23 protein-coding genes, 1 tRNA gene, 1 other RNA gene and 1 riboswitch are annotated in these 26,807 nt (G+C 66.6%); of the genes, 10 read left to right on the top strand and 15 right to left on the bottom strand.

From position 1 onward, the window contains the following. On the bottom strand, window positions 1-238 hold a 238-nt coding region (locus WS68_RS17270; protein WP_156429362.1), incomplete at its 3' end, for a transposase. Between the two features lie 478 nt (window positions 239-716). Beyond that, window positions 717-1,043 (bottom strand): hypothetical protein, encoded by a 327-nt coding sequence (locus WS68_RS17265; RefSeq protein ID WP_059571936.1) that lies wholly within the window; start codon window positions 1,041-1,043, stop codon window positions 717-719. A 73-nt stretch (window positions 1,044-1,116) separates the two neighbouring features. Between WS68_RS17265 and WS68_RS29295 the strand changes: the two genes are divergently transcribed. Genes WS68_RS29295 through WS68_RS17245 form a run of 4 tightly spaced genes read left to right on the top strand, consistent with a single transcriptional unit; the run spans window position 1,117 to window position 2,897 of the window. After that, window positions 1,117-1,242, top strand: coding sequence for a hypothetical protein (locus tag WS68_RS29295; protein WP_257785991.1), 126 nt, complete (start codon window positions 1,117-1,119; stop codon window positions 1,240-1,242). Next, window positions 1,239-1,517, top strand: coding sequence for a DUF2523 domain-containing protein (locus tag WS68_RS17255; protein ID WP_059571934.1), 279 nt, complete (start codon window positions 1,239-1,241; stop codon window positions 1,515-1,517). Before WS68_RS29295 ends, WS68_RS17255 begins: the two co-directional genes overlap by 4 nt. After that, window positions 1,514-2,212 carry a tyrosine-type recombinase/integrase gene (locus WS68_RS17250; protein WP_231753046.1) on the top strand — a complete coding sequence of 233 codons (699 nt, stop codon included), beginning with the start codon at window positions 1,514-1,516 and terminating at the stop codon, window positions 2,210-2,212. The genes WS68_RS17255 and WS68_RS17250 overlap by 4 nt, the downstream gene beginning before the upstream one ends. After that, on the top strand, window positions 2,145-2,897 hold the full coding sequence (locus tag WS68_RS17245; RefSeq protein WP_231753045.1) for a hypothetical protein: 753 nt from the start codon (window positions 2,145-2,147) through the stop codon (window positions 2,895-2,897). Before WS68_RS17250 ends, WS68_RS17245 begins: the two co-directional genes overlap by 68 nt. A 99-nt stretch (window positions 2,898-2,996) precedes the next feature. Here WS68_RS17245 and WS68_RS17240 read toward each other — a convergent pair. The 3 genes from WS68_RS17240 to pepN form a co-directional block, all read right to left on the bottom strand. Continuing rightward, a tRNA-Thr gene (locus WS68_RS17240) sits at window positions 2,997-3,072 on the bottom strand. 183 nt (window positions 3,073-3,255) lie between these two features. Continuing rightward, window positions 3,256-4,269 (bottom strand): class 1 fructose-bisphosphatase, encoded by a 1,014-nt coding sequence (locus WS68_RS17235; RefSeq protein WP_059571932.1) that lies wholly within the window; start codon window positions 4,267-4,269, stop codon window positions 3,256-3,258. Between the two features lie 584 nt (window positions 4,270-4,853). Further along, window positions 4,854-7,556: an aminopeptidase N gene (gene pepN, locus WS68_RS17225; protein ID WP_059571930.1), complete on the bottom strand. Its 2,703-nt coding sequence runs from the start codon at window positions 7,554-7,556 to the stop codon at window positions 4,854-4,856. A 232-nt stretch (window positions 7,557-7,788) separates the two neighbouring features. Between pepN and WS68_RS17220 the strand changes: the two genes are divergently transcribed. Then, window positions 7,789-8,490 carry a DUF4136 domain-containing protein gene (locus WS68_RS17220; protein WP_059571929.1) on the top strand — a complete coding sequence of 234 codons (702 nt, stop codon included), beginning with the start codon at window positions 7,789-7,791 and terminating at the stop codon, window positions 8,488-8,490. A gap of 214 nt (window positions 8,491-8,704) precedes the next feature. Here WS68_RS17220 and WS68_RS17215 read toward each other — a convergent pair whose 3' ends face one another. The 7 genes from WS68_RS17215 to WS68_RS17185 all read right to left on the bottom strand — a co-directional run bounded on the left by WS68_RS17215 (window position 8,705) and on the right by WS68_RS17185 (window position 17,357). Continuing rightward, a complete protein-coding gene (locus WS68_RS17215) occupies window positions 8,705-9,277 on the bottom strand; it encodes a TMEM165/GDT1 family protein (protein WP_059571928.1) in 573 nt (190 codons plus the stop codon). A 54-nt stretch (window positions 9,278-9,331) separates the two neighbouring features. Then, window positions 9,332-9,496, bottom strand: a riboswitch (yybP-ykoY riboswitch). Window positions 9,497-9,613: 117 nt separating this feature from the next. After that, entirely contained in the window at window positions 9,614-10,927 is a 1,314-nt protein-coding gene (guaD, locus tag WS68_RS17210) for a guanine deaminase (RefSeq protein WP_059571927.1), read from the bottom strand. Window positions 10,928-10,953: 26 nt separating this feature from the next. Further along, window positions 10,954-12,330, bottom strand: coding sequence for an NCS2 family permease (locus WS68_RS17205; RefSeq protein WP_059571955.1), 1,377 nt, complete (start codon window positions 12,328-12,330; stop codon window positions 10,954-10,956). Between the two features lie 140 nt (window positions 12,331-12,470). Next, entirely contained in the window at window positions 12,471-13,496 is a 1,026-nt protein-coding gene (locus WS68_RS17200) for an adenosine deaminase (RefSeq protein ID WP_059571926.1), read from the bottom strand. Window positions 13,497-13,545: 49 nt separating this feature from the next. Then, window positions 13,546-14,622 carry a xanthine dehydrogenase accessory protein XdhC gene (gene xdhC / locus WS68_RS17195; RefSeq protein ID WP_059571925.1) on the bottom strand — a complete coding sequence of 359 codons (1,077 nt, stop codon included), beginning with the start codon at window positions 14,620-14,622 and terminating at the stop codon, window positions 13,546-13,548. Window positions 14,623-15,272: 650 nt separating this feature from the next. Next, window positions 15,273-15,782, bottom strand: coding sequence for a disulfide bond formation protein B (locus WS68_RS17190; protein WP_059571924.1), 510 nt, complete (start codon window positions 15,780-15,782; stop codon window positions 15,273-15,275). A gap of 198 nt (window positions 15,783-15,980) precedes the next feature. After that, window positions 15,981-17,357 carry an amidase gene (locus WS68_RS17185; protein WP_059571923.1) on the bottom strand — a complete coding sequence of 459 codons (1,377 nt, stop codon included), beginning with the start codon at window positions 17,355-17,357 and terminating at the stop codon, window positions 15,981-15,983. A 293-nt stretch (window positions 17,358-17,650) separates the two neighbouring features. Between WS68_RS17185 and WS68_RS17180 the strand changes: the two genes are divergently transcribed. The 3 genes from WS68_RS17180 (at window position 17,651) to WS68_RS17175 (ending at window position 20,927) form a co-directional block, all read left to right on the top strand. Beyond that, the gene (locus WS68_RS17180; protein WP_059571922.1) at window positions 17,651-19,159 is read left to right on the top strand and encodes a gamma-glutamyl-gamma-aminobutyrate hydrolase family protein; all 1,509 of its coding nucleotides are present in this window, start codon (window positions 17,651-17,653) and stop codon (window positions 19,157-19,159) included. 73 nt (window positions 19,160-19,232) lie between these two features. Then, window positions 19,233-19,367: a hypothetical protein gene (locus tag WS68_RS29290; protein WP_269434552.1), complete on the top strand. Its 135-nt coding sequence runs from the start codon at window positions 19,233-19,235 to the stop codon at window positions 19,365-19,367. A gap of 261 nt (window positions 19,368-19,628) precedes the next feature. Beyond that, window positions 19,629-20,927: an MFS transporter gene (locus WS68_RS17175; protein WP_059571921.1), complete on the top strand. Its 1,299-nt coding sequence runs from the start codon at window positions 19,629-19,631 to the stop codon at window positions 20,925-20,927. 265 nt (window positions 20,928-21,192) lie between these two features. On the opposite strand, the gene WS68_RS17165 is transcribed toward WS68_RS17175, so the two are convergent. Next, window positions 21,193-23,112, bottom strand: a complete 1,920-nt coding sequence (locus tag WS68_RS17165; RefSeq protein WP_197419631.1) for a tetratricopeptide repeat protein — start codon at window positions 23,110-23,112, stop codon at window positions 21,193-21,195. A gap of 138 nt (window positions 23,113-23,250) precedes the next feature. Between WS68_RS17165 and WS68_RS17160 the strand changes: the two genes are divergently transcribed. Next, window positions 23,251-24,894, top strand: coding sequence for an FAD-dependent monooxygenase (locus tag WS68_RS17160; RefSeq protein ID WP_059571919.1), 1,644 nt, complete (start codon window positions 23,251-23,253; stop codon window positions 24,892-24,894). Window positions 24,895-25,076: 182 nt separating this feature from the next. Then, window positions 25,077-25,340, top strand: a complete 264-nt coding sequence (locus tag WS68_RS17155; protein ID WP_059571918.1) for a hypothetical protein — start codon at window positions 25,077-25,079, stop codon at window positions 25,338-25,340. Window positions 25,341-25,675: 335 nt separating this feature from the next. Here WS68_RS17155 and ssrA read toward each other — a convergent pair. Continuing rightward, window positions 25,676-26,045: a transfer-messenger RNA gene (gene ssrA / locus WS68_RS17150) on the bottom strand. A gap of 7 nt (window positions 26,046-26,052) precedes the next feature. Next, a complete protein-coding gene (gene gph, locus WS68_RS17145) occupies window positions 26,053-26,778 on the bottom strand; it encodes a phosphoglycolate phosphatase (protein WP_059571917.1) in 726 nt (241 codons plus the stop codon). Window positions 26,779-26,807: the final 29 nt, after the last annotated feature.

The following is a 26,807-nucleotide window of genomic DNA, read 5'->3' as shown; positions in this document are numbered from 1 at the left end:
TTTCGGCTGTCGTGGCGCCGGCGCGCTGGCCCCGATCCTTCTGCTCCTGCCGAACCCATTTGCGTAGCGTCTCCGGCGTGCAGCCGACTTTCGCCGCGATCGAGCTGATGGCCGCCCATTCCGATTCGTACTCCCGCAGGTGGTCCAACACCATCCGCACGGCGCGTGCGCGCATCTCCGCCGAGTATTTCGGTTGGGCCTTCTTTTTTACATTGCTTTCAGGTTTTAAGGTTTCCATGACCCCATTCTCTCAAAGGTTGAGGTCTCCGAAAAACCCGGGCCGATTCAGTTTATCAGGGGGCGGATGCCTTTGTGTGCCATCGAGTGACTATCGGGTTGACGCTTTGTTGACGTTCGCGAAGCAGCGGTCGCCGTGGAGAATCAGCCGCTAGGCTCGTTGTTGACAGATGAGGGACAGGGGTTGATTGGCCGATGATCCTTGTTTTGAGCCATGGATGCTCGGCGGGATGTGTGTCCCTCAAATGTCAACAAGGGCAGGTTGTATCGGTGGCGCTAGACGTTGTCGGGAGCTTCCGCAGCGGGCCATTTGATTGGTTCGCACATGAGCTAGTCGGAATTTGGTACTGGTGATTCGTCATATGGGGGCCAAATCTCTCGGCCGACCGGGCATCCGAAGTCTGCTTCCGGGTGTTGATTGTCGGGCGTGATGCCGTTTAGCAGTTCAAGTAGTTCAGGGTCCGGGTTGCTGGTCATGATCATTCCCTCGTCTTGGTTCGCTTCTTTGTTGTCAATTCTTCTTCGAACTCTTTGACAAACTCTGCGTCGTTGGCACGTTGCTCGTCGATAAGTGGGTCTACGAATGCAATTTGCCGAAGACGCTCGAGCATTACCTCGATATGCCATCTTCTCGCGGCCACGAGCTGCTTCGTGATTTCGCGTAGGCCGTCCTCGCCCATCGCATTGATCGTCTCCGGGGCGCCGAGCTGGATGCTGAAGTTGATTGCGGGATCGAATAGGTGTGCTAGGTCGCTCTTAGTGAACGGACGCTTGTTGCGTTGTTCGCCATCCGCGATGTGTTTCACGAATGATGTGGCGACGGTATCTAATGCCTTTAGACACGTTTGGAAGTACTCCGACGTGTACGGGGGTGTCGCTATGAAGGTGTTTTTCGCGTTGATGGTGCTCGTGCTGCTGGTCGGTTGCATGGTCGGGGCGTGGTATGGCGAGCGCGAGTTTCCGCAGGAACGGCTTGAGTGGATCGAGTCTGGAGCTGCGCGATGACCTGGGCGACATTTCTGTTGAGCCTTGTTCAGCCGATCATTGTGCAGGCGCTGTTGGCGCTTGGTGTCGGAGTGGTAACGGTGGCCGGGATTGATCTTGCGCTCAATCAGGCGATGCAGTGGCTTACATCGTCGGTCGGTGGGCTTGGTTCGGATGTGGCTAATGTGCTGGCGATGGGCGGCATCTTTCAGGGGATCGGCTATATCGGCGGGGCGTTGAGTGCGCGCGTGGCGATGGCTGGTGTGTCGAGCTTCAAAAAGTTCTTCGTTAAATGATCACGCTTATTACGGGTACGCCGGGTAGCGGCAATCCGTTGGGAAAGCTGCGACAGTTCAAAGTGCATGAGCGGGAGCTATCGTTTCTCGATGCCGAGTCGATTGGCGTGTTGCTTCGCGAGTTGCAGGCGTCCAGAAACCCAGGGGCTGAGTTGATTGCTGTCGTGTGCTTGTCTACAGGCGCGCGCTGGTCTGAGGCTGAGACGTTGACGCGCAGTCAGGTTCGGAACGGCCAGATACAGTTCTCTAGGACGAAAAGTCGGCGTACTCGTACGGTTCCGATCGACGACAGATTGCAGCAGCGTATATTGGCCCATGCTGATGCACATGGGCGAGGCGTCCGGATCTTTTCGACGGCGTTCTCAGCGTTTCGAGAGGCGGTCGATCGTGCAGGGTTGGAGCTTCCGGCCGGGCAGTTGACGCATGTATTGCGCCATACGTTCGCGAGTCATTTCATGATGAATGGCGGCAACATTCTTACGTTGCAGCGTATATTGGGGCACGCTAACTTAACTATGACGATGCGTTACGCGCATCTGTCACCTGAGCATCTTCAGGAGGCGAGGATGCTGAATCCGGTATCTAAGCTAGAGGGCGGGCAGACGGCTTTCGGGGTGAAGTGTGGGGATGAACGACATGAAGCGAAGAGACCTTTATGCGGAAGCGCTGGGCAACATGGAAACAACCGTACATGACCTGTCGCGCCGCATTGATCCGCCGGTGATGATCACTTTTGCGCGAACTGCATACGGTTTTCGCTACGCCGAGCAGGGCGCGCGACAGGCGATTGTCCAGAAGATGGCGAGGGTTGTGAGCGGTCTTCGGGCCGCGTTGCTTTTGCTTGAACAGGGCTACATCCAGGAGCAGGCGGCGGTCTGTCGCATGGTCGATGAGGCTTGCGAGGACGTTAGCTTTCTGGCGTTGGGTCTGATTGTTGAGGAGACAGACTTGCATCGCCAGTTTCTTCAAGAGTTTTTTCTGGAGGACTTCGAGGACGCTGACAGGCCGCATGAGACGCGGATCAAGCGGCCAAGCATCCGTCGATCGCGGATTCACGCCTACCTTTCGAGTAATCCCGTTGCGGGGCCGAATCCAAGTGGGGGCGTGGCGGCGATGCAGGCTATCCACAAGACGAATTCCGGTTTTGTGCATGGGGCGTCGCCACACTTGATGGAAATGTACGGAGGTCAGCCGGCTCGATTTCATATGGCGGGAATGCGTGGGATGCCGTTTTGGGGTGATCACGCTGCTGACGTCTGGAACTATGTGTATCGGGCCATCGTAAGCTTTGCTATGGCTGTACGGGCCTTCGGCGACGACGCGTTGTTTGCGAAAATTTACGCGTACTCGAAGGAGTTCGAGAAGAGCGAGCCGAAGTAGACGGGGAGGGTTGGGGTTGCGCTTGTTCGCGCGTTGACACTTCGTTGACAGGCTGAAAGTAAAAAGGGCCTAGCCTTGCGGCTAAGCCCTTGAATTATTTGGTGCCGGAGATAGGAGTCGAACCTACGACCTTCGCATTACGAATGCGCTGCTCTACCAACTGAGCTACACCGGCAACAGAGAGATGAGATTATAGGGTGCCTACGCGAAGCTGACAAGAGGGCGGGCGAAAATTTTTTCGTTGGCTGGGCGAAACAGCGTTTTCACCGAATCTTCGCCGCCCGGCTTCCCCAGATTTCGCACGCGCGGGCAGCGTGGCGTTTTCCAATGACCCGCGTCGCGCTGCCCTTGCGCAGCCTTACTTCGCTTCCTGATGATATCGCGCGATGCGCTCGACCTCGTTCTTCGAGCCGAGGATTACCGGCACGCGTTGATGCAGCCCCGTCGGCCGAACGTCGAGGATGCGCTCGGTGCCCGTGGTGGCCGCGCCGCCTGCCTGCTCGACGATGAACGACATCGGATTCGCTTCGTACATCAGCCGCAGCTTGCCCGGGCGATCGGGCGTGCGCTTATCGGCCGGGTACATGAAGACGCCGCCGCGGTTCAGGATCCGGTGCACGTCGGCGACCATCGACGCGATCCAGCGCATGTTGAAATTCTCGCCGCGCGGGCCATCCGCGCCCGCGTTCAGTTCGTCGATATAGCGCTTCACCGGGTCGTACCAGTGGCGCGCGTTCGACGCGTTGATCGCATATTCGCGCGTATCGGCCGGAATTTGCAGGTTGCTTTGCGTCAGCACCCACGAGCCGACTTCGCGATCGAGCGTGAAGCAGTTCACGCCATTGCCTGTTGTCAGCACGAATACGGTTTGCGGGCCGTACACCGCGTAGCCGGCCGCGACTTGTTGCGTGCCGGGTTGCAGGAACGACTGCTCGGTCGCTTGCTGGCCGTCCGGGCAGCGCAGCACCGAGAAGATCGTGCCGATCGATACGTTGACGTCGATATTCGACGAGCCGTCGAGCGGATCGAACACGAGCAGGTATTCGCCGCGCGGGTAGTTCGCCGGGATCGGGAAGAACGTCTCCATCTCCTCGGATGCCATCGCGGCGAGATTGCCGCCCCATTCATTCGCATCGAGCAGGATTTCGTTCGACAGGATGTCGAGTTTCTTCTGAACCTCGCCCTGGACGTTCTCGCTGCCGGCCGTGCCGAGCGCGTCGCCCAGTGCGCCCTTGCTCACGTTGTAGCTGATTGCCTTGCACGCGCGCGCGACCACTTCGATCAACAGGCGCAGATCGGCGGGGAGATCATGGGTTTCACGCTGCTGCTCGATCAGGAACTTGGACAGCGTGGTGCGTCGGGTAATGGACATGGAGGAACTCCGAGAGGCTGAAAAATGCAGAAGATGCTGGGATAGGAATAATTGGCTCGATTTTACTCGCCGCGCTGCGCCGGCCGGCGGTTTTTCCGCGCGCAGCGCGCCGAATGTGGCGTAACGCGCGCTGTTTGCCGCAGTGGTTCGGAGGGCCGCCCGGTGATTCCGGCGCGCAGGGCCAGATCCTGGATCTTGGGCTTGGGCGGATCGCCGCGCCAGGAACGGCGCTGTGCGCGCCGGCCGGCGGCCTGTGCGCATTGGTCGCTCACGGGCTGGCCCGGCGCGGTGTGCCGTTGGCCGGGTGCGTCGGGGCGCCGTGGGGCGTCATCGGCATTGGGCGCGATATCGGACTTCGCGCCGCGCTGGCGAACGCGCGCCGTTGGCGGGCAACGCGCCGGAGCGTGCGAGAGGGCGGTCTGCGTGGCGTGCCCGCCGGCCCGCGCCGCGCTGCGGGATTGCACGGTGCTGCGCTCCGGCATGTTTCGCTTTGGGTCGTTGTTGCGCTGACGGGCCCGGATGGGTTCCGAGTCAAGCTGCCCGAAGCGTTTGCCGCAGCCGGGCCCGGCTGCGGCAAGCCTGCGCTACGCGAGCGCTTTTTCGACAACCTCACGCACGTCGCGCGACTGCGCGACGGCGGCAACGCGCTCGAGCGCGTTGCGCATCGGCTCGCGCAGCGCGGGTATGTAGCGGCGCCACAGCTCGAGCGCGCGCGCGAGCCGCGCGGCAACTTGCGGATTCAGCGCATCGAGCGCGAGCACCTGATCGGCCCAGAATGCATAGCCGGAGCCGTCGGGCGCGTGAAACTGCGCGGGATTCGCCGAGCAGAAGCCGAAGATCAACGCGCGCGCGCGGTTCGGATTCTTCAGGTTGAACGCGGGATGTTCGAGCAGCTGGCGCACGGTATCGAGCGTTGGATGCTCGGGCGTGCCGCGACGCGTTGCCTGCATCGAGAACCACTTGTCGATCACGAGCGCCTCGTGCTCGAAGCGGTGATAGAAATCGTCGAGCGCGCGCTCGGCCGGCTGCGCGGCCGATGCCGAACCCGCGGCGGCGGATAGCAGCGCGGCGAGCGCGGCCGCGCGGTCCGTCATGTTGTTCGCGGCGTCGTATTGCGCGTGCGCGAGCCGGATTGCATCGGCCGGATCGTCAAGTTCGGCGAGATACGCGAGCGCGAGATTCTTCAATGCGCGGCGGCCGGCGGCGTCGGGCGTCGGCGCGTAATCGCCTGGCGTCGCGTGGCGTTCGTAGGCGGCGAGCCAGTCGGCGCGCAGCGCGGCCGCCAGCTCGTGGCGCACGAACTGGCGCGCGCGGTGAACGGCGGCCGGATCGGCTTCGTTCATCTGGTCGGCGAGATACGCCTCGGACGGCAGCGTCAGCGCCAGCTCGCGAAAGGCGGGCGACAGCGCGTCGTCGTTCAGCACGCGCTTGAATGCGGCGACGAACGTGCCGTCGAGCGCGAGCGGCTGCTGGGTGGCCGCGCGCGCGGCGAGCGCCAGCAGCGTGCGCGTCGCGAGCCGCTGGCCCGCTTCCCAGCGGTTGAAAGGATCGCTGTCGTGGGCGAGCAGGAACGCGAGTTCGTCGTCGCGATAGTCGTACTCGACGATCACCGGCGCCGAGAAGTTGCGCAGCAGCGACGGCAGTGGCGCGGCGGCGACATCGACGAACGTAAATGTCTGCTCGGTTTCGGTCAGCTCGAGCACGCGCGTCGTGCCGGACGCGGCCGCTTCGCCTTCGACGCGCAGCGGCAGGTCGCGGCCGTCGGCATCGATCAGGCCGATCGCGAACGGAATCAGCAGCGGCCCCTTCTGCGTGTCGCGCGCGGCGGGCGCGGCATCGCCGTAGCCTTGCGTGAGCGTCACCGAATAGCGTTTCGCGGCGGCGTCGTATTCGGCGCTGACCGCCACGCGCGGTGTGCCGGCCTGGCTGTACCAGCGCTCGAATTGCGCGAGATCGCGGCCGTTCGCGTCGGCCATCGCGTGGCGGAAGTCGTCGCAGGTGACGGCTTGGCCGTCGTGGCGCTTGAAGTACAGGTCCATTCCCTTGCGGAATCCGTCGCGGCCGAACAGCGTCTGGTACATCCGCACGACTTCCGCGCCTTTTTCGTAGACGGTCATCGTGTAGAAGTTGTTGATCTCGACATAGCTCTCGGGCCGCACCGGGTGCGCCATCGGGCCCGCGTCCTCGGCGAACTGGAGCTGGCGCAGCACGCGCACGTCCTCGATGCGTTTGACCGCGCGCGCGGCGGCGTCGAGGTCGTCGCCCGCGGCCATGTCGGCGGAGAATTCCTGGTCGCGGAATACGGTCAGCCCTTCCTTCAGACTCAACTGGAACCAGTCGCGGCAGGTCACGCGGTTGCCTGTCCAGTTATGGAAATACTCGTGGCCGACCACCGATTCGATGTTCGCGAAATCGACGTCCGTTGCCGTTTGCGGATTCGCGAGCACGTACTTCGTGTTGAAGATGTTGAGCCCCTTGTTCTCCATTGCGCCCATGTTGAAGTCGCCGACGGCGACGATCATGAAGCGGTCGAGATCGAGTTCGAGGCCAAAGCGCTTTTCGTCCCAGCGGATCGAATGGATCAGCGAATCCATCGCATGGCGGGTCTTGTCGAGATCTTGCGGCTCGACCCAAACCTGCAGCAGCTTTTCCTTGCCGGAGCCGGTCGTGATTTTCTCCTCGAGCGCGACCAGCTTGCCCGCGACGAGCGCGAACAGATAGCTCGGTTTTCTGAACGGGTCTTCCCATTTCGCGTAGTGGCGGCCGTCGGGCAGGTCGCCCGAATCGACGAGATTGCCGTTCGACAGCAGCACCGGATACCCGGTTTTGTCCGCGCGCAGCGTAACCGTATATGTCGCCATCACGTCGGGGCGGTCGACGAAGTAGGTGATCCGCCGGAAGCCTTCCGCTTCGCACTGCGTGAAGAAATTGCCGCTCGACACATAAAGGCCGGACAGCGTCGTGTTCGATTCGGGCGCGCACACGCTGTCGATGGTCAGCTCGAACGCGTCGGGCACGTTTTCCACCGTCAGGCCATGCTCGTGCGCGCGCGCGGCGGCGTGCGGCGCGCCGTCGATCCATGCGCCGGCGAATTCGAGCGCCTCGCCCATCAGTTCGAGGTGCGGTGCGCGGGCGGCGTCCGGATTGCGGCGCACGCGCATCGTGTTGCGCACGCGCGTGCGGGCGGGCGCGAGGTCGAATTCGAGCGCGACGGTGTCGATCAGGAACGCGGGGCGCGTATAGTCGCTACGGCGGATCACGGCGGAAGGAGCGGCGGTTTCGGACATGGCGATCGTGGGGTGGTAAGAGAAGGGCGGGCGCCTGCGCGCACGGGCGCGGCGGCAATGAAACGCTCATTGTACAAAGCCTTCGCCCACGCGGGGCGGCCGAACTTTTCGCGCGCGCGGACGGTCTGCGTATTATCGGCGCGACGCCCGCGCGGCGGCTATGATCCGATCATTTCCATCATTGCCGGGCTGCGCTGCCGCCGGCGCGAGACCATCGATCAAGAGGACGAACATGAAACGCTACTCAACCGCTCGCGGCGTCATCGGGCTCGCGGGCGCGACGCTCGTGCTGCTGTCCGGCTGCACGTCTTATGTGACGACACAGGTCACCGCGTTCTCGAGCTGGAGCGGCAACGATGCGTCGCGCACCTACGCGTTCAGCCGGACCGCCGAGCAGCAGAATAGCCTGGAGCAGGCCACTTACGAGCAACTCGTCGGCAACGAACTGTCGGCCTATGCGTTCAACCGGGTGCCGGCGAAGGATGCGCGCTACCTTGTCGGGCTTTCGTATGGGATCAAAAGCAACTGGGTGAGCGTGCCGCAGCCGGTCTATTACGACCCGTGGTTCGGCCCCGGCCCGTATTGGCGCGGCGGGCCTTGGGGGCCGTATGGCCCGTGGGGGCCGTTTCCGGCGGGCTATGTGACCCAGACCTACCAGATCTTCGAGCGCACGCTCGACATCCGGATCTCCGAGCGGGCGACGGGCAAGGAGGTCTATAACGTCTCCGCGCGCAATGCGGGCGACGGGGCGTCGCTACTGCAGGCGATGCCATATCTGGCCCGCGCGGCGCTCGCCGATTTTCCGCTCGGCAACGGGACGGTGCGCACGGTGCGGCTGCCCATCGACGCGCGCGGCCCGGCTGCGATGCCGTCGAACGAGCGGGCCGTGCCGGCTCCCGCTCCTGCGTCCGGGGCGGCTGCGGCAGTACGGTAAGTAAGTACGCTGGCGGCGAACGGCGAACCGAGGCCGGCAAACCGAGGCCGGCGAATCGGCAGCGCGCCGCGCCGGCGTGTTTCGTCATCTCCCGCCCGTTGCGCCGCGCGGTTGCGCGATCCGCTGCGGCAGCGGCACGCAATTGCTTGTCGGTCGATCGTCCGCCCGCGGCTCGATCGATCGCCACGTATGCCCGCAGCAGCGCCGCGCGCCGTCACGCGCCGCCGCGAATAAACGCGAGCGCGCCGAGCACGATGAACAGCACTGCGGCGATGCCGTGCACGACACGGGTCGGCAGCCGATGCGCGAAGCGCTCGCCGAGCAGGATCGCTGGCACGTTCGCGAGCATCATCCCGAAGGTCGTGCCGGCAACCACGCCGATGTAATCCTGGAAGCGCGCGGCGAGCGCGACGGTCGCGATCTGCGTCTTGTCACCCATTTCCGCGAGGAAGAACGCGACGAACGTCGCGCCGAACACGCCGAGCCGCGAGCGCGCCGCGTTGGCTCCGTCGGCGTCGAGCTTGTCGGGAACGAGAATCCACAGGCCCATTGCGATGAACGAGACCGCGAGCGCCCAGCGCATCACGGACGGCGTCAGATATTCGCCGAGCCATTCGCCGAGCGCGCCGGCCAGGCCGTGGTTGATCAGCGTCGCGGCGAGCACGCCCAGGATGATCGGCATCGGCTTGCGATAGCGTGCGGCGAGAACGAGGGAAAGCAGCTGGGTTTTGTCGCCGATTTCGGCGAGGGCGACGGCGCCCGTCGAGATCAGGAAAGCTTGGGTCACGGCACGAATATCCCAGGGCCTGGTTGAATGCGAGCGACGATCCGCCGCGCGCCGGGCCCGATTGCGGCGCGCGATGAACCATCGGTCTCGCCAGGCCTTGCGGGCTGCGTCCGCCATGGCCGCGAGGCCAAGTCTGTTGACGGACGCCTTCGTCACGAGCGCGCCGGGTGGCGCGGCATCGAGCGAAGCGGCTACTCCCCAATGAACGGCGCATTCTAGCATGTGGTGCGCCAAGCGAAAAAATAGCGCGGCGCGTTTCGGTTTATCAGTGTTGTTTGCGCCACGGTCATCGAGTTTGCCGCCCGCGTCGCACCGGTTGCGCGTTGCGCCCGGCGCTCAGTCCACGTCCGCTGCGTCGCGCCGGTGCACGCAGCGCCCTGCCGCATATGTCCGATAAACCGCACGGTCGTCGCCGAGCAGCGCGAGCGCGAACAGCAGCTCTTCGAGCGATTCCGCGCGCGCGGCGCGGCGCGCGACGAGCGGCGTCGCGGCCGGATCGAGCACGACGAAATCGGCCTCGCTGCGCGGCGCAAGCGTGCCGACCGTATCCGCGAGATCGAGCGCGTGCGCCGCGCCCGCCGTCGCAAGCCAGAACATCTGCGTCGCGCTCAGATGATGGCCCGTCATCCGCGCGATCTTGTGCGCTTCGTTCATCGTCTGCAGCATCGAGAACGACGTGCCCCCGCCAACGTCCGTCGCGAGCGCGAACGCCATGCGCTGCGCGCTCGCGCGCCCGAAATCGAACAGCCCGCTGCCGAGAAACAGGTTCGAGGTCGGGCAATGCGCGGCGAGCGCGCCGGTTTCGGCAAAGCGGCGGCGATCGGCGTCGTCGAGGTGGATGCAGTGGCCGTACACCGCGCGCCGGCGCAGCAGCCCGTAGTGATCGTAGATGTCGAGATAGCTGCGGCGCTCGGGGAACAGCTCGGCCGCCCAGCGCACTTCGTCGAGATTCTCCGCGACGTGGCTCTGGACGAACACGTCCGGATGCTGCCGCGCGAGCGCGCCGCACGCGTCGAGCTGCTCGTGCGTCGAGGTCGGCGCAAAGCGCGGCGTCAGCGCGTACATCTGCCGCCCGTGGCCGTGCCAGCGGCGGATCAGCGCGGCGCTGTCGTCATGGCCGGATTGCGCGGTATCGCGCAGGAAGTCGGGGCAGTGGCGATCCATCAGCACCTTGCCCGCGATCATTCGCAGATTGCGCGCGTCGCTCGCCTCGAAAAACGCGTCGGCCGATTGCCGGTGCACCGTGCAGTAGACGAGCGCGGTGGTCGTGCCGCAGGCGAGCAGCGTATCGAGGAAGAATTCGGCGACTTCGCGCGCATGCGCGGGATCGGCGAAGCGCCGCTCGGTCGGAAACGTGTAGCGATCGAGCCAGGGCAGCAGGCCCGGCGCGGGCGACGCGATCATCTCGGTTTGCGGATAGTGGACATGCGCGTCGATGAAGCCCGGCACGATCAGCTTGTCGCGCAGCGTGACGAGCGCCGCGCCGGGCGCGACGCGCGGCGCGAGCGCCGCATACGGGCCGGCCGCGACGACGCGCCCGTCGTCGCCGACGATCAGCAGGCCGTCCTCTTCGAAGCGCGCCGCGTTGTCGAGCAGCGCGGGCTCGCCGTCGAAGGTCAGCAGGCGGGCGCGGAAAGCGGTTTGGGTCATCGTTGGAAATCCAGTAGCGATTGAAATCAGAGTTGCGCGACGAGCAGCACGGACAGCGCGGCGACGATCCACATCGCCGGCTTCACGTCGCGGCGGCGGCCGGTGAACAGCTTGAGCACGACGAACGACAGAAAGCCGTAGGCGATGCCTTCGGTGATCGAATACGTGAGCGGGATCAGGATCATCGCGACGAATGCGGGAATCGCCTCGTCGAGGCGGTGCCATTCGATCTTCGTGATCGACTCCATCATGAACACGCCGACCAGCACGAGCGCGGGCGCCGTCGCGATCGCGGGCACCAGCGACAACAGCGGCGACAGGAACAGGAACGGCACGAAGCAGACGCCCGCGACCACCGCGACGAGGCCCGTGCGTCCGCCCGCCGAGATGCCCGCCGCCGATTCGATATACGCGTTCGCGGGGCTTGTGCCGAGTGGCGCGGATACCACGGCCGAGAACGCGTCGACGATCATCGATTGGCGGATGTTGCGCGGATTGCCGTCGCGATCGCGCAGGTTGCCCGCTTCGGAGATCGCCATGAAGGTGGATAGCGCGTCGAAGAACGCGGTGAACAGCATCACGAAGATGAACGGCCAGTACGCGAACCTGAGCGCGCCGAGCAGATCGAGCTGGCCGACCGCAGAGAAATCCGGCGCGGCGACGAGGCCGTTCCAGTTGACGAGCGTTTTCGTCGCGTGCGCGGCGGGCCAATATGCGCTGCCGTCGCCCCACAGGCGGCCGATCGGGATCGCGAGCAGCGTCGTCGCGACGATGCCGAGCATCAGCGCGCCCGTCACGCGACGCACGACGAGCACGGTCGTGATCGCGAGGCCGGCGAGGAACGTGACGGTGACCGGGTTGAGCGACGCCGCATGCACGATCGTCACCGGATCGCCGACGATGAATTTCGCGTTCACCAGCCCGATCAGGCTGATGAAAAGCCCGATGCCGCACGATATTGCATGCCGCAGGTTCGGCGCAATCGCGTCGACGACGAGCTGGCGCGCATTGAACGCGGCCAACACGGCAAACAGCACGCCGGCCCAGAACACGCAGCCGAGCGCGGTCTGCCACGGCATCTTGCCCGCATGGACCATGACGAACGTGAAGAGCGCGTTCATTCCCATTCCCGGCGCGACGAGCACCGGATTGCGTGCGTAGAGCCCCATCGCGCAACTGCCGGCAAAGCTGACGAGCACCGTCGCGGTGAGCGCCGCCGCGAACGGCACGCCAGCCTGCGACAGGATGCCGGGATTGACGACGATGATGTACATCGCGGTCAGGAACGTCGTGATGCCCGCGACGATCTCCGTGCGCAGCCGCGAGCCGGATTCGCGGATGCCGAAGCGGCGTTCTAGCGCCGAGCGTTTCGCGGGCGCGGCGGCGCCTCGGTAGGTGTCCATCGGCACGTTCTCCTTCATGAGTGGTGACGCGGATGCCGCGTCCGGGTGCGGGGTGTTTCGCGCGCGGCCGCCGCGCCCGCGTCGTGCGTCGTCGCCGGCAGCGCGGTCGTTGCAGGCGACGCGCGCGCGTGGCTCAGCCGTCAGGCTGCATGCCAGTGCGCGTCGAGCTTGGCGATCAGCGCCGCGCGTTCGTCGGCGGTGACGAACGACGCGTCGAAGCTGTTGCGGATGATCGTGTAGACGTCGGCGTCGCCGAGCTGCAGCGCGTCGACGCTCGCGAAGTAGTTGTCGTTCACATAGCCGCCGAAATACGCGGGATCGTCGGAGTTGATCGTCACCGCGACGCCGCGGCCGAGCAGATCCTTCAGCGTGTGCTGGGTCAGGTCGTTGAACACGCGCAGCTTCAGGTTCGACAGCGGGCAGACGGTGAGCGCGATCTTCTCGCTCGCGAGCCGCGCGACGAGTGCCGCATCCTCGCTGCTGCGCACGCCGTGATCGACGCGGTCGACCTTCAGCAGATCGAGCGCGTCGGTCACATATTCGGGTGGGCCTTCCTCGCCTGCGTGCGCGACGAGCTTCAGCCCGCGCTCGCGCGCTTTCGCGAACACGCGCGCGAATTTCGACGGCGGATTGCCGCGCTCGGACGAATCGAGGCCGACGCCGATCAGCCGGTGCGCGTAGCGCTCGAACAGCGGCAGCGCGGCGTCGAACGTCGCGAGTGCGTCCTCTTCCGGCAGATGGCGCAGGAAGCAGAGAATCAGCTTGCTGGACAGGCCGTGTTGCTCGGCGTCGGCGAGCGCGCGCTCGATGCCGGCCACCACGGTCTCGATCGGCACGCCGCGGGCGGTGTGCGTCTGCGGGTCGAAGAAAATTTCCGTATGCGCGACATGATCGGCGAGCGCGCGCTCGACGTAGGCGGCCGTCATGTCGTGGAAATCCTGCTCGGTCAGCAGCACGCTCGCGCCTGCGTAGTAGATGTCGAGGAACGATTGCAGATCGGTGAACGCATACGCGGCGCGCAGCGCGTCGATCGACTCGTAGGCGAGCTTCACTCGGTTGCGCTGCGCGAGCTTGAAGATCAGTTCCGGCTCGAGCGAGCCCTCGATGTGGATGTGCAGCTCCGCTTTCGGCGCGCGGGCGATTTTGTTCTTGAGTAGGGTGGTCATCACGGTATCGTTGGGGTGAGGGTTCGTCAGGGGCGGCGCTCGGCGCGGTTCAGTCAATGCCGGCGTCGGTCGGGCTTGAGCGCGGCGCGGGGCTTTCGCCCGCGTCGAGCGCAGTGAAAGGCGCGGCCGATGCCGGCCGCGGGCCGGCGCGGCGCGCGGCCACGGTTTGCAGCAGTTGCGCGGCGACCGCGACCGCGATCGCCTCCGGCGCCTTGTCGACGATGCCGGGCACGCCGATCGGGCATTGCATCCGCGCGATCTGCGCCGGATCGATTCCGCGCGCGGCGAGCCGGTGCTCGAACTGCATGCGCTTCGTCTTCGAGCCGATCATGCCGAAGTATGCGTAGTCGCGGCGCAGCAAGATCCGATGCGCGAGTTCCAAATCGCGGGCGTGATTGTGCGTCATCACGACGAAGTACGCACCGGCGGGCGCGTCGTCGATGGCCGAATCGGGCGCATCGTTCGCGTCGAGGGTCAGGTTGCCGATGCCCGCGAGTGAATCGGGCGGCGGGAACGGCGCGTCCCGCTCGTCTACCCAGCGCACACTGCAGCGCAGCGTCGCGAGCACGCGCACGAGCGCCGCGCCGACGTGCCCCGCGCCGAACAGCACGACCGGGAACTCATGCGGGGCGATCGTCTCGGTCAGCAGCGGCGCGCTGCCGGTATCCCACAGCAGGCAGTCGGCGTGTGCCGCGCCCGGCGCCGGCTCGCTCAGCATCACGGCATCCGGCTCGGGGCCGAATGACACGCTGCGCACGGTGGCTGTGCTCGCCGCGGTGCGTTTCGCGAGCGATGTGACCCAGCCGAGATCGGCGATGTCGAGCCGCTCGAACGCGAGCACGACCGCGCCGCCGCAGCACTGGCCGAGACTCGGGCCCAGCGCGAGCCGCTCGAGGCGGCGCGCGTGCGGCGTGCGCGCGCCTTCCTTCAGCAATTGCCGGGCAAGCTCGATTGCTTTCCATTCGAGATGTCCGCCGCCGATCGTATGGCGTGCGGCGTCGCGCGTGACGAGCATCTTGGCGCCGGCGTCGCGCGGCGCGGAGCCGTCCACGCGCGCGACCGTCACGAGGACGGCTGCGTCGCCGTGCGCGAGCAGGTGTTGTAAATCGGCGAGCCAGGGTTCCATCCGGCGTTTCTCCAGAATCAGGGCGTGATGGCCGGGCGAGGGGCGCTTGCGTGAAGGCGCGGCAGCGGGCGCACGGAGCGGCGTTCGGTCGGGATGGGTAGCGTTGTCATGGCGAATCCACGGGATATGGCATGCAGATCAGGCGCGCGTTACGCGGCAGCGGGAACCGGCCCACGGCGCGCACGTGGATCGCCATCCGGAGAACCAAGATAGCACCGCAAAAAGGCGGTGGTATCGCGCAGCGATGATGCGGGCTATTCGGCGGCGATCATGATCCAGTTACGATCCGTGCGCCGGGCCGAGGTTTCCGGGTGGCGTGCGAAGCGGGGCGCGGGCGCGGCGGTGGGCCGGCGCTCGGGCGCTGTGGCGGCACGTCGGGGCGGTATCTTGGCGCGGCACGCCGGGCGGCACGTATCGGCGAGCAGGCCGGCGGATCCATCACGCAACCGAGCGCCGCGGTGCATCGACGAAGCATCCGCGCGTCGACGGCGGCAAGCCGGCGGGCGCAGCGAGGCCGAAGCCGACGAAGCGCCAGGCGCGGCGACGCAAGCCCGATAGCGGGCGTCCGGGCCCATGACGCGTTGCCGCCCGCGCGTTCGCGCGGGCGGCACGGCAGCGGCTCGGCCGATCCTCCGCCGCGCCGCGCCGTGTCAGCGCAGCCGTCCGCGATGGCGCAGCAGGCTGGCGGCAACGAGCACGAGGATCAGCGCAAAGCCGATCAGCGCCCAGCCCGGCAGCAGGATGCCGAAAATCGGCGGGTAGACGGTCTCGCATAGTCCGGCGACCTTGAACACGCCGGGCAGCCAGTGCGCGGGCGGCAGGCCGTCGACGATCGGCTGCAACGCATCGAAGCCGCAACTGAAGCCCGGATTCAATTGCACGTATAGATGGCGCGCCGCCGTGCCGACGCCCGCGGCGGCCGACACCACGATCAGCAGTTCGAGCGCCGCCACGCCGGCGCCGCTTTTCATTGCCGCGCCGAGAAACGCGAACACCGCGATCAGCACGAAGAAATAGCGTTGGACGATGCAAAGCGGGCAGGGATCCTCGTGCTTCACATATTGCAGGTACAGCGCACCGGCGAGCAGCGCGATGCAGACCAAGCCAAGCAGGACGAGCCGCTTTCGTTCGCGGCGTAGCGGGAGCGCTAGATCGTTCATCGGGGAAGGGGAGCCTTTGAGCGGTCGGGAAAATGAAGGAATGGATTTTAGCTCAGCACCGTGGCCGCGCGCCGTGCTTGGAATCCGGCGTGGGGCCGGGCGAGCGGACGATTGGTCCGGACGGCCGCCGCACTGCGCCGCCGTGCCTGGCGCTGCACGGCGCGCGGCAGTGCAGCGCAGCGGCGCGCATGGCGGTTGTCACCGGATCGTCGCAAGCACCGCTTCGACCGCCTGGCCGATCGCGAGCAGCGCGTCATCGCGGTGCGGCGCGGCGGCAAGCATCAAGCCGACGGGCGCGGTGTCGCGCGGATGGCATGGCAGCGACAGCGCGCACGCGTCGAGAAAATTGAACGCGCTGGTGTTGCGCAACACGAGTGCGTTCACGCGGGCGAATGCGTCGTCGTCGTGTTCGAGCGCGTTGATGCGCGGCGGCTCGATCGCGACGGTTGGCGCGACGAGTGCGTCGAAATGCCGCCACACCGTGCGGGCCGCGTCGTCGATCAGCGCCGCGCGCTCGGCCACCAGGTCCAGGTAATCGGCGGCGCTCGCAGGCTCGCCCTTCAGGATGCGCGCGAGCACGCGCGGATCGTAGGCGTCGCGCTGCCGCGCGAGCAGCCGGCGGTGCCACGCGTATGCTTCGATCGACGCGAAGCCGAAGCGGTTGATGTCGGGCAGCCGGTCGAGCGGCGCGAAGCGCGTGTCCTCGACGATCGCGCCCGCCGCTTCGAGATGCTTGAGCGCCGCATCGAGCGACGCCGCGACGTGCGCTTCGACGCCGTCCGTCACGTAGTTCGTCAGCACGCCGAGCCGCACGCCTTCGAGCGCGCGCGCGGCGGGCACTCGCGGCGGCAGGCCGGCGAGAATCCGGTCGACGAGCGCGCAGCACGCGACCGATACGCCGATCGGCCCGAACGAGTCGAGCGTCGTCGACAGCGGCACGCCGCCTTGCTTCGGGATCCGGCTCGCGGTCGGCTTGAAGCCTGTCAGCCCGCAGAGCGCGGCGGGAATCCGCAGCGAGCCGCCCGTATCGGTGCCGAGCGCGACGGCCGCCATCCCGTCGGCCACCGACGCCGCCGCGCCCGACGACGAGCCGCCCGCGATCCGCTCGTCGCCCGGCACGCCGCGCCGGTACGGCGAGCGCGGCGTGCCGTAGTGCGGATTGAGGCCGACGCCCGTGAACGCGAACTCGCTCATGTTGGTGCGCCCGACGATCACGGCGCCTGCCTGCTTGAGCCGCGCGACGGCGATTGCATCGGCCGCCGCGGGTGGCGCGCCGTCGAGCACGCGCGAGCCCGCACGCGTCACCTGCCCGGCGACGTCGAACAAATCCTTCACCGACACCGGAATGCCGGCAAGCGGCGACAGCTCGACGCCAGCCGCGCGCAACCGGTCGTGCGCGTCGGCGGCCGCGCGTGCGCGCTGCGCGTCGACTTCGACGAACGCGATCGCGCCTTGCCCGGCCGGATCGGCGATCCGCTCGAGCGCGGTTTCGACAAGCGCGCGGCTCGTCGTCGCGCCGCGGGCGAGCTCCGCGCCGAGGCGGGCAAGCGGCGCAAAGGGAGCGAAAGTGGTCATGGCGGTATCGGCTCGAAGCGTGGACGAGATACGGACAAGGTACGGACAGCGTACCGACAAGACGGCGGCCCCACCGTGGACGGCGCGCGGCAAGATGTGTTCGGCGCGGCCGGACGTCCGGGAATGCGGCGCGGACTCGCGCATTGTAGAACGTCGCGCGGGCCGGCTCGATTTCGACGCGAACTTGCAACAGCGCAGACGAAAGTCGGCCGGTTTGCCGCGCGTCGACGGCTCGTTGACGGATAATGAACGCTCGTTGATTCTCCGCGTGACCGACGCACCAGCCCCACGTCATGAGCGAAAACACGCCCGCACCGGCCGGCCAGCCCGGCGTTTCTTCCAACGTATCGTCCTCTTCCGCCGGCACGTCCGGGCCGACGGCTCCACGATCTGCCGATTCCCCCGATTCGTCCAGCAGCCAGCCGCATCCGGGCGCGAGCGTTCATGTCGGCGCCTTCGCCGCGCAGATCGCCGCGGCGCAGGACATCGGCGCACCCGGCAGCGCGCCGGCGAGCGGCGGCGCCGAGCCGGGCGCGCCGGGCTCGGCCACCGACGCGCAACGGCCGGCGGCCGCCGAGGCTGCCGGGCCCGCCGGCTCGGCAGATGGCGCGGTGCAGCGTTCGCCGGCATCCCACGCGTCAACGGCGGGTTCGCCAACGGCCTCTCCGCCGGCAGCCGATGCCGCGCAAGCCGCCGCGCCGGCAGGTCGCCCGGCAGCGGCCGACCCGGCAGCGGCCAGCGCATCCGGCGCGGCTTCATCCGGCGGCGCGGCGTCCGCTGCGCCGGGATCGAGCGCCGCCGCATCCGGTCCGGCTGCGCCCGCGTCGGGCGCGAAGCCCGGCTCGCCGCCTCCCGGCTTCGGCGCGCAGCCCGATTTCGAGACATCGCGCCCGCCACCGGCCAACGCTGCATCGCCTGCGCCTCCCGCCTATCTGAAGCAAAGCGACACACCTTGGTCGGTATTCGGCCGGATCGTCGCCGCGCGTGCGCGCCGGTTGTTCGACCGGGCTGGCCAGCGGATCACGCAGCGCACGCTGCGCATTGGCGTGTCGGCGCGGATCTTTCATCCGGAGCCGGGCGCACCCGGGTTGCGCGGCAAGACGCTGCAATATCTGGAGGAGTCGATCGCGCACTGGGTGATGTCGCGCGACGTGCTGGTGTTCATGATTCCCACCGTCGGCCATCAAGGCATGCTGCATCCGAGCAACATCCGGCTGCGCGATTACGCGAAGCATCTCGACGGCCTCTTGCTGCAAGGCGGCGCGGATGTGTCGCCGCAAACCTACGCGGCCGCCGACGCGCGCCCCGAATGGCCGGGCGATCGCGTCCGCGACATGTACGAGCTGGAGCTGTTGCACGAGTTCGTCGAGTCGGGCAAGCCGGTGCTCGGCGTGTGCCGCGGCTGCCAGCTCATCAACGTCGCGTTCGGCGGCACGCTCTATCAGGACATCGCGAGCGACGTGCCGACGGCGGGCGCGCATGTCAGCGAGCGCTACGACCAGCATCGGCACGCGATCCGTTTTCCGAAAGGCTCGACGCTCGTCAACATGTTCCCCGGCCGGCAGGACGCGATCGTCAATTCGATCCATCACCAGGCGATCCGCGATCTCGGCCGCGATCTGAACATCGAGGCTGTGTCCGCGGAGGACGGCATCATCGAAGGCATCCGGTATCGCCGCGCACCGTTCGTGGTCGGGGTCCAATGGCATCCGGAATTCCACCGCGCAGGCGGCCCGGAACTGCTCGATTGCACGCCGCTTCTCGATACGTTCTTGCGGGCTGCGCGCGATACGCGGCTGTAATCGAGCGGAATCGGTATTCGGCAGACGAACGGGCCCGCATCTCGCGGGTTCGCGATGAGTATGGCGTGCTCGGATGAGTGCGCAGGCGGCGGATCGCATCGTGATGCGATCCGCCGTTTTCGTTTTGAGCGTGAACCTGCCGTTTGTTGTAAACGCGAAAGATATTCGTCGGCAATTTGTTGTTTCGCGTTTGCCTGCCGCTGCGTGAAAGCGTCCGGCATGCAACAAGCTCCGGGAAAACCCGTATCAATCTGCACGCTTCTGTCGTTTTCATCGCTTTTCTAGCGTATTTCGTGCGTCGATATGCGTCGTTTTGGCACATCCGTCAACGGTTCGCAGTAAGATGACGGGTACGGTGCAGCGCGTTTTCGCGCCTGCACCGTACCCGGCAAGTGCCGGGCAAGAAACACAATGTAATCGCGCCGTTTGCCGCTCGTCGGGTGGGCGGCGCCGCCTTATCGAGAGAGACATGACTTCCGCGTCCCCCGCCCCCCAGCAGGAATCCAAGGCCAGGACCGTGTTCCGCGTCGTCAGCGGCAACTTCCTGGAAATGTACGATTTCATGGTTTATGGCTATTACGCCTCCGCGATCGCCAAAACCTATTTTCCGAACGGCGATGCATTCGCATCGCTGATGCTGTCGCTATCGGTATTTGGCGCGGGCTTTCTGATGCGCCCGGTGGGCGCGATCGTGCTCGGTGCGTACATCGACCACCACGGCCGCCGCAAGGGCCTGATTTTGACACTCGGCCTGATGGCGCTCGGCACGTTGACTGTCGCGATGACGCCGGGCTACGCGTCGATTGGCATGCTCGCGCCGGTGCTCGTGCTGCTCGGGCGGTTGCTGCAAGGCTTCTCGGCGGGCGTCGAACTGGGCGGCGTATCGGTGTATCTGTCGGAGATCGCGACGAAGGGCCACAAAGGCTTCTATACGTCGTGGCAGTCGGGCAGCCAGCAGGTGGCCGTCGTGTTCGCCGCGCTGATCGGCGTGATGCTGAACCGCGCGTTGCCTGCCGAGCAGATGACCGCGTGGGGCTGGCGCATTCCGTTTTTTGTCGGTTGCCTGATCGTGCCGTTCCTGTTCCTGATCCGCCGCTCGCTGAAGGAGACCGACGAGTTTCTCGCGAAGCGCCACCGGCCGAGCATGGGCGAAATCATGAAGTCGATGGTCGCGAATTGGGGGACCGTGCTCGCCGGCATGGGGATGGTGATCATGACGACGGTGTCGTTCTACATGATCACCGCCTATACGCCGACGTTCGGCAAGGAAGTGCTGCATCTGTCGGCGATCGACGCGCTCGTCGTCACCGTGTGCATCGGCATCTCCAATCTGATCTGGCTGCCGTTGTCCGGCGCGCTGTCCGACCGGATCGGCCGCCGGCCGGTGCTGATCACGTTCACCGCGCTGACGATTCTCACCGCGTATCCGGCGATGCAGTGGCTCGTCGGGGCGCCGTCGTTCGCGCGGCTGCTGGCAGTTGAGCTTTGGCTGTCGTTCCTTTACGCGTCGTACAACGGCGCGATGGTCGTCGCGCTGACCGAAGTGATGCCGGCCGACGTGCGCACGGCGGGCTTCTCGCTCGCGTACAGTCTCGCGACGACGATCGGCGGCTTCACGCCGGCAATCTCGACGCTGCTGATCCACGATACCGGCAACAAGGCCGCGCCGGGCCTGTGGCTCGGCCTCGCGGCGATCTGCGGGCTGATCGCGACGCTGGTGCTGTACCGCTCGCCGCATGCACGCAATCAATACAAGACGACGGGATGACCGAACGGGCGGCCGGAGCATCGATAGGGCCGCCGTCAATTGCTGCAACGAAGGGCGGGGCGCGCGAGCGCCCCGTTTTTTTGAGCGGCGCGGTCATGAACCGTGCAACCGGCGTCGTATGTGACGGCGAACGCCGCCGGGCCGAAGGGACCGTGCGCGATGACACGGTGTGCGGCGGCGCGCGCGGCAATCTCGGGAGGCTTGGCCGGCGTCGATGCCTGCGCCGACGCACGCGCAAATAAAGGCGGCACGCCGGCCGTGAACATTATCCGGCCGATTGCCGCCCGCGCCGCGCCACGGCGAGCGACGGCACGTTGCCGGGCACGGCCGCGGGTTGGCCGATTTCGCCGGCGATCGCGGCGACGACCTCCTGCCAGCGCCCCGGCGCCGGTTGCCGCACGAGCCGCGCGCCCGGATACCACGGGCAGTCGTCTGCCGTGCCCCACCGCCAGTCTGCCGCGAACGGCAGCATCAGCCAAAGTGGCTTGCCGAGCGCACCCGCGAGATGCGCAACCGCCGTGTCGATCGACACGACGCCGTCGAGCTTGTCGATCAGCGCGGCGGTTGCCGCGAAGTCGGTCAGGCCGTCGAGCCGGTGGACGCGCGCGGCAGGCGCCGCGTCGAGCCACGCGCGATCGGCATCGGGCAGCGCCGGTTGCAGCACGATCCAGTCGATGTCGGCGAGTGCGAACAGCGGCGCGAGCGCCGCGAGCGGCAGCGCGCGATTTTCCTGCGTCTGCAGGCTGCCCGACCACGCGATGCCGAACTTGCGTTTCGCGTGCCCGCCGAGCGAGCCGCGAAAGCGGCGGCGCGCGGCCTCGGGTATGTCGAGGTACGGCGTGTTCGACGGAATCGCGTCATATTCGAGGCCGAGCGCGAATGGCAGGCTCAGCAGCGGGCAGACCAGATCGGCGCTGCTCGCCTGCTTGGCCGCAACGCTGCCGATGCCGCTCGCGATCACGTTCACGCGCCAGCGCGTCGCCATCGGCTCGATCAGCGGCAGCAACTCCGGCTGCACTTGCAGGATCAGGCGCGCGCAACGCTCGCGCGCGAGCGGCACGAGCCGAACGAACTGCAGCGTATCGCCAAAGCCTTGCTCGGCGCACACGAGCAGCGTGCGCTCCGGAATCGGCTCGCCTTGCCAGCGCGGCAGCGGCCCGAGGGGCGCCGCGCCCGGCAGCGCGTGGCGCGCTTCGTAAGCGGGCAGGCCGCGCGCGAAGTCGCGCAGCGTGAGCAGCGTGACCGCGCGATGCATTTGCGCAAGCGCGTGCGCGGGATCGAGCCGCAGCGCCTGATCGAATGCGCGCAGCGCCATCTCGTATGCGCCGAGCGCGTGGTGCGCGGTGCCGAGATTGAGCCAGCCGAGCACGAACGACGGATCGAGCCCGACCACGCGCTCGTAGTGCGGCAGCGCGTCATGATGGCGGCCGAGCGCGGCGAGCGCGTTGGCGAGCCCGAAGCGGGCGAGCACAAACTGAGGCTGCAGCGCGAGTGCGGCTTCGAATGCGGGCAGCGCATCCGCGTGCCGGCCGATCGCATCGAGCGTGTTGCCGAGATTGAAATGCGCGGCGACGAAGCGCGGCTCGGCGTCGAGCGCGGCCCGAAAGTGCGCGATCGCGGCGTCGGACTCGCCGAGCGCGGCGAGCGCCATGCCGAGATTGTTGTGGGCGCCCGCGTGACCGGGGCGCAGCGCGAGCGCGCGGCGAAACGCCGCGAGCGCGTCGCCGTGCCGGCCGAGCGCGTTGAGCGCGTTGCCGAGGTTGTTGTGGATCGACGCATCGTCGGGCGTGAGTTCGAGCGCGCGCTCGAAGGCGGCGACGGCGTCGTCGTGCCGTTGTTGCGCCGCATAGGCGTTACCGAGGTTGTAGTGCGCGAGCGGGAAATCCGGCGCGAGCGTGAGCGCGTTGCGAAAGCGCTCGATCGCGTCGTCGAGCCGGCCGAGCGCCTTGAACGCGTTGCCGAGATTGAGTTGCAATGCGGCGTCGTGCGGCCGCAGCGCGACCGCGCGGCCGACGAGATCGGCCGCCTCGCCGTGCCGGCCTTGCTGATGCCGCAGCACGCCGAACAGATGCAGCGCGTCGGCATCGTCGGGGTTGGACGCGAGCGCGGTGCGATAGCCGTGTTCGGCGTCGCCGAGCCGGCCGGCGCGGTGGGCAGCAAAAGCGCGGTCGAAAGCGGATTCCATGACGCGAGGCGGGCAATAAACCACGTATTTTCCCATACATCGATCCGCCTCCGCGGATTCGCCGTCATATCGCCGCACAGTAGATGCGGCCGGTCAGCGGGCGTAGACTGACGGATGCCGCGTATCGACGAGGTCTTTATGGCAGTCGTTCCGCTCGCTATTGCTCCTGTCCTGATTGTCGGCGCCGGGCCGACCGGGCTTGCCGCCGCAATCTGTCTGGCGCGTGCGCGCGTGCCGGTGCGCATTGTCGACAAGGCTGCGCAGCCCGCGCGTCATTCCCGTGCAATCGGTATCCAGGCGAGAACGCTCGAGCTTTTCGAGCAGCAGCGCGTCGTCGAGCCGTTCGTCGCGCTCGGGCATCGCGCCCGCGTGGCGACGCTGTATTCGGGCCGGCAGCAGATCGCGCAGCTCGATTTCGATCCGTTGCAAACGCGTTATCCGTATCTGCTGTTGCTCGATCAAAGCATCACCGAGCGGCTGCTGACCGAGCATCTCGCGAGCCTTGGCGTCGAAGTGGAGCGCAACGTGGCGCTCGTGCGCTGCGCCGATCCGCGCGGCACGCTCGAAGTAACGCTACGGCACGGCGACGGCCGGCAAGAGCAAATGCAGCCGTCGTATGTCATCGCGGCGGACGGCGCGCACAGCACCCTGCGCCGGCTGCTCGATATCGAGTTCGTCGGCCATGCGTTCGAGCAGACCTTCATGCTCGCCGATCTCGACATCGCAACCGGCTGGCCGGACGACGAAATTCATCTGTTTACGACCGGCGACGGGATCGCTGGATTGTTTCCGATGGGCGGCGGCCGCTACCGGCTCGTCGCCGATCGGCCGCCGCGCAACGGTGCGTTGAACGACGAGGGCGGGCCGTCTCTCGAGCTGTGCCGCGACATCGTGCGCGCGCGCGTGACGCCTGGGCTCGAACTCGGCGGGCTTGGGTGGTCGTCGTATTTTCATCTGCATAGCCGGATGGTCGCGCAGCTGCGCCACGGGCGCGTGTTTTTCGTGGGCGACGCGGCGCATGTGCACAGCCCGGCGGGCGCGCAGGGAATGAACACGGGCATCCAGGAGGCGTTCAATCTTGGCTGGAAGCTCGCACGAGTGCTGATTGGCAACGCGCCGGACCGCCTGCTCGACACCTACCACGCCGAGCGTCATCCGATCGAGCGCGACGTGCTGCGGCAAACGGGTTTCGTCACGCACGTCGTCGAAGCGGATCGCGGGCCGCTCAAGCTGCTGCGCGAGCATGTCGTACCGATCCTGTCGTCGTTCGGCCCACTGCGCGATGCCGCCCGCCGCACGCTGAGCGAGCTTGCGCTCCAGTACCGAAAGAGCCCCCTGACGCTCGAGCGCGCGCTCGACGGCGGCCCGCGTGCCGGCGAGCGCGCGCCGGACGCGATCGTGCACGTGCTCGACGGGCCGCTCGGGCAGGCGCCGGGTGTCGCAAGACTGTTCGATCTGCACGACCCCGCGCATTTCACGTTGCTTGTGCTCGAGCAGTGCGCGCCGGGTGACGATATGGCGGCGCCGGCCGATGCGCATGGCCACGCGCTTGCGGTTGAACTCGGGCGCGCGATGCCCGGTGCGGTGCGTTGCTGGCGCGTGACGGACGCTGAAGGCGACGTCACGCCATCGCTGGCTGACGGATATGGACGCACACGCCCGGCGTTTTATCTGCTGCGGCCGGACGGCTATGTCGCCGCTCGCGGCCGGCCGGCATCCGACGCGAACGCGCTGTTGCGGCACTGCGAAACATGGTTTTCGGGGATGCGGTTGCGAACATGACCGGCGGCGCGTGGTGCATTTGCGGCTACCGCCGGCGCGAACACCGCCGGCCGTCACTGCGCGGTGATAGCCGGTAACGCAGTGGCGCGTGCACGGCGCTGCAATCCACGAGCATTTGCGCTACGCTTGCCGCTTCCACTCGTACCGTATGAACCGGGGCATTGCTCCGGCATGAGATCTCAATGAAACTCCTGTCCCATCTCGTCATCGCGTCCATTGCGGCGGGCGCGCTCGTCGCCGGCGCGAGCGTCGCGTTCGCGCAGAATTCTCCCGGCGTGCCGGGCGGCATCCTCAACGATCAGTTTCGCTTGAATGAGCATCCGCAGATGCAATTCGCCGCATCGGCGGCGACGAAGAAGTATCAAACCGGCAAGAAGTCGGAGTTGCGCAAGAAGGGCGACTTGGGCGATCCGAACGGATGCAACCTGAAGTGCCCAATGGATTGACCGCGCATGCGGCTTTGCCCGATCGGTTAAACGGAGCGGAGCGCGCTCATGCCGCGCTTGCGCTGTCGTTCGTGAGCCGGGGCGCGCCGATGGCCGGTTGCTCAAGAATGTGATTCAGGGCGATCGACCGTGCGGCTTGGCTTGGGGCGGCGCCATATTATGGCCCGGCGTCCGGAGCAGGGTGACGCGGCCGTCGGCCTGTTTAGCGTTGCCGGTAGCCGCCGAGTTGGACTGCATACGAGCACGCTTGAATAAACGAAAGCCGCCGATGAACTGAGCTTGTCGAGCGACGGTGAAAATGAAAAAGGCCGGAGTATTCTCCGGCCTTCGGCAAATGGTGGAGCCGGCGGGAATCGAACCCGCGTCCAGAAGCGGTCCACGACCAGTTCTACATGTTTAGTTCTGTCTTTTGATTTAACCGCAGCGACGCGGACGAACACGCTGCGCAACGGCGATTCGCTAGATTTTCGACCCGGGCGTCGCGACGCCGCACGGGCTTAACTGACGTATATGACCTCTGGCGGTATTGCTACCGGTCTTGCGACACTAGCCCGTCAGTGAACTAGGCAGAGGACGGCGGCCCTTAGGCTGCCAGTGCGAACGTATCGTCGTTTGCAGTTACGTTTTTCCCATTGATTAACGAGGTGACGGGTCCTCGACATGCCCTAGCCGCTTCGCAACCCCTGTCGAAACCAGGTCGGCCCCAAGCGGATCAACCATTATAGCGTAACCTGCTCAAAAGCTGATGCAGTTCAGCCGTCGTTTCGACGAGATGTTGCGCGCGCCAATCGGCGGGCGCGATATCGTTGCCGCAATAGCCGTACGCGGCGGCGACGGTCGGCATGCCGGCCGCGCTGCCCGCCTGGATATCGCGCAGGTCGTCGCCCACGTATGCGATGTACACGGGCTTGAGCGCGAGCCGCTGCGCCGCGTACAGCAGTGGCGCGGGGTGCGGTTTCGGGTGCGACGCGGTGTCGCCGCTGACGATGCACGCGGCGCGCTTGGCAAGGCCGAGTTGCGCGACGAGCGGATCGGTCAAACGCGCGGCTTTGTTCGTGACGATGCCCCAGCGCACGCCGCGCGCATCCAGATCGTCGAGCAGCGCGCCGATGCCGGGAAAGAGCGTGGTGTGTACGCACAGATCGGCCGCGTAATTCGCGAGAAACTCTTCACGCAGCGCGTCGAATTCCGCGTCGGAAGGCGTGATGCCGAACGCCCCGCCGATCAGTCCGCGCGCGCCCGCCGACGCAAGCGGGCGCAATGCATCGAGCGGCGTTTGCGCGGCGCCGCGCGCGCGCTGCATCTTGTTGACGGCGGCGGCGAGATCGGGTGCGGTGTCGGCCAGCGTGCCATCGAGATCGAACAGGACAGCCTCGCAGGCATCGAGCGTCGGCGCGTCGTCAAGCGAGGTGGCGAAGGAGAGGGGCGATGCGGGCATGGGTAGGAACCGGATGCGGAATGGAATGC

Source organism: Burkholderia sp. TSV86, assembly GCF_001522865.1.
GTDB lineage: Bacteria > Pseudomonadota > Gammaproteobacteria > Burkholderiales > Burkholderiaceae > Burkholderia.
Note: the sequence above shows the minus strand (reverse complement) of the source record. Positions and strands in the feature narration are given on the sequence as shown.

Excerpts from the sequence above, each read along its gene's own strand:
- WS68_RS17200 (WP_059571926.1), bottom strand. The coding sequence starts at position 13,496 with ATGACCACCCTACTCAAGAACAAAATCGCCCGCGCGCCGAAAGCGGAG.
- pepN (WP_059571930.1), bottom strand. The coding sequence starts at position 7,556 with ATGTCCGAAACCGCCGCTCCTTCCGCCGTGATCCGCCGTAGCGACTAT.
- WS68_RS17205 (WP_059571955.1), bottom strand. The coding sequence starts at position 12,330 with ATGGACACCTACCGAGGCGCCGCCGCGCCCGCGAAACGCTCGGCGCTA.
- xdhC (WP_059571925.1), bottom strand. The coding sequence starts at position 14,622 with ATGGAACCCTGGCTCGCCGATTTACAACACCTGCTCGCGCACGGCGAC.
- gph (WP_059571917.1), bottom strand. The coding sequence starts at position 26,778 with ATGCCCGCATCGCCCCTCTCCTTCGCCACCTCGCTTGACGACGCGCCG.
- WS68_RS17180 (WP_059571922.1), top strand. The coding sequence starts at position 17,651 with ATGAGCGAAAACACGCCCGCACCGGCCGGCCAGCCCGGCGTTTCTTCC.
- WS68_RS17175 (WP_059571921.1), top strand. The coding sequence starts at position 19,629 with ATGACTTCCGCGTCCCCCGCCCCCCAGCAGGAATCCAAGGCCAGGACC.
- guaD (WP_059571927.1), bottom strand. The coding sequence starts at position 10,927 with ATGACCCAAACCGCTTTCCGCGCCCGCCTGCTGACCTTCGACGGCGAG.
- WS68_RS17160 (WP_059571919.1), top strand. The coding sequence starts at position 23,251 with ATGGCAGTCGTTCCGCTCGCTATTGCTCCTGTCCTGATTGTCGGCGCC.
- WS68_RS17190 (WP_059571924.1), bottom strand. The coding sequence starts at position 15,782 with ATGAACGATCTAGCGCTCCCGCTACGCCGCGAACGAAAGCGGCTCGTC.
- WS68_RS29295 (WP_257785991.1), top strand. The coding sequence starts at position 1,117 with ATGAAGGTGTTTTTCGCGTTGATGGTGCTCGTGCTGCTGGTCGGTTGC.
- WS68_RS17155 (WP_059571918.1), top strand. The coding sequence starts at position 25,077 with ATGAAACTCCTGTCCCATCTCGTCATCGCGTCCATTGCGGCGGGCGCG.
- WS68_RS17245 (WP_231753045.1), top strand. The coding sequence starts at position 2,145 with ATGAACGACATGAAGCGAAGAGACCTTTATGCGGAAGCGCTGGGCAAC.
- WS68_RS17235 (WP_059571932.1), bottom strand. The coding sequence starts at position 4,269 with ATGTCCATTACCCGACGCACCACGCTGTCCAAGTTCCTGATCGAGCAG.
- WS68_RS17165 (WP_197419631.1), bottom strand. The coding sequence starts at position 23,112 with ATGGAATCCGCTTTCGACCGCGCTTTTGCTGCCCACCGCGCCGGCCGG.
- WS68_RS17185 (WP_059571923.1), bottom strand. The coding sequence starts at position 17,357 with ATGACCACTTTCGCTCCCTTTGCGCCGCTTGCCCGCCTCGGCGCGGAG.
- WS68_RS17220 (WP_059571929.1), top strand. The coding sequence starts at position 7,789 with ATGAAACGCTACTCAACCGCTCGCGGCGTCATCGGGCTCGCGGGCGCG.
- WS68_RS29290 (WP_269434552.1), top strand. The coding sequence starts at position 19,233 with ATGAGTGCGCAGGCGGCGGATCGCATCGTGATGCGATCCGCCGTTTTC.
- WS68_RS17250 (WP_231753046.1), top strand. The coding sequence starts at position 1,514 with ATGATCACGCTTATTACGGGTACGCCGGGTAGCGGCAATCCGTTGGGA.
- WS68_RS17255 (WP_059571934.1), top strand. The coding sequence starts at position 1,239 with ATGACCTGGGCGACATTTCTGTTGAGCCTTGTTCAGCCGATCATTGTG.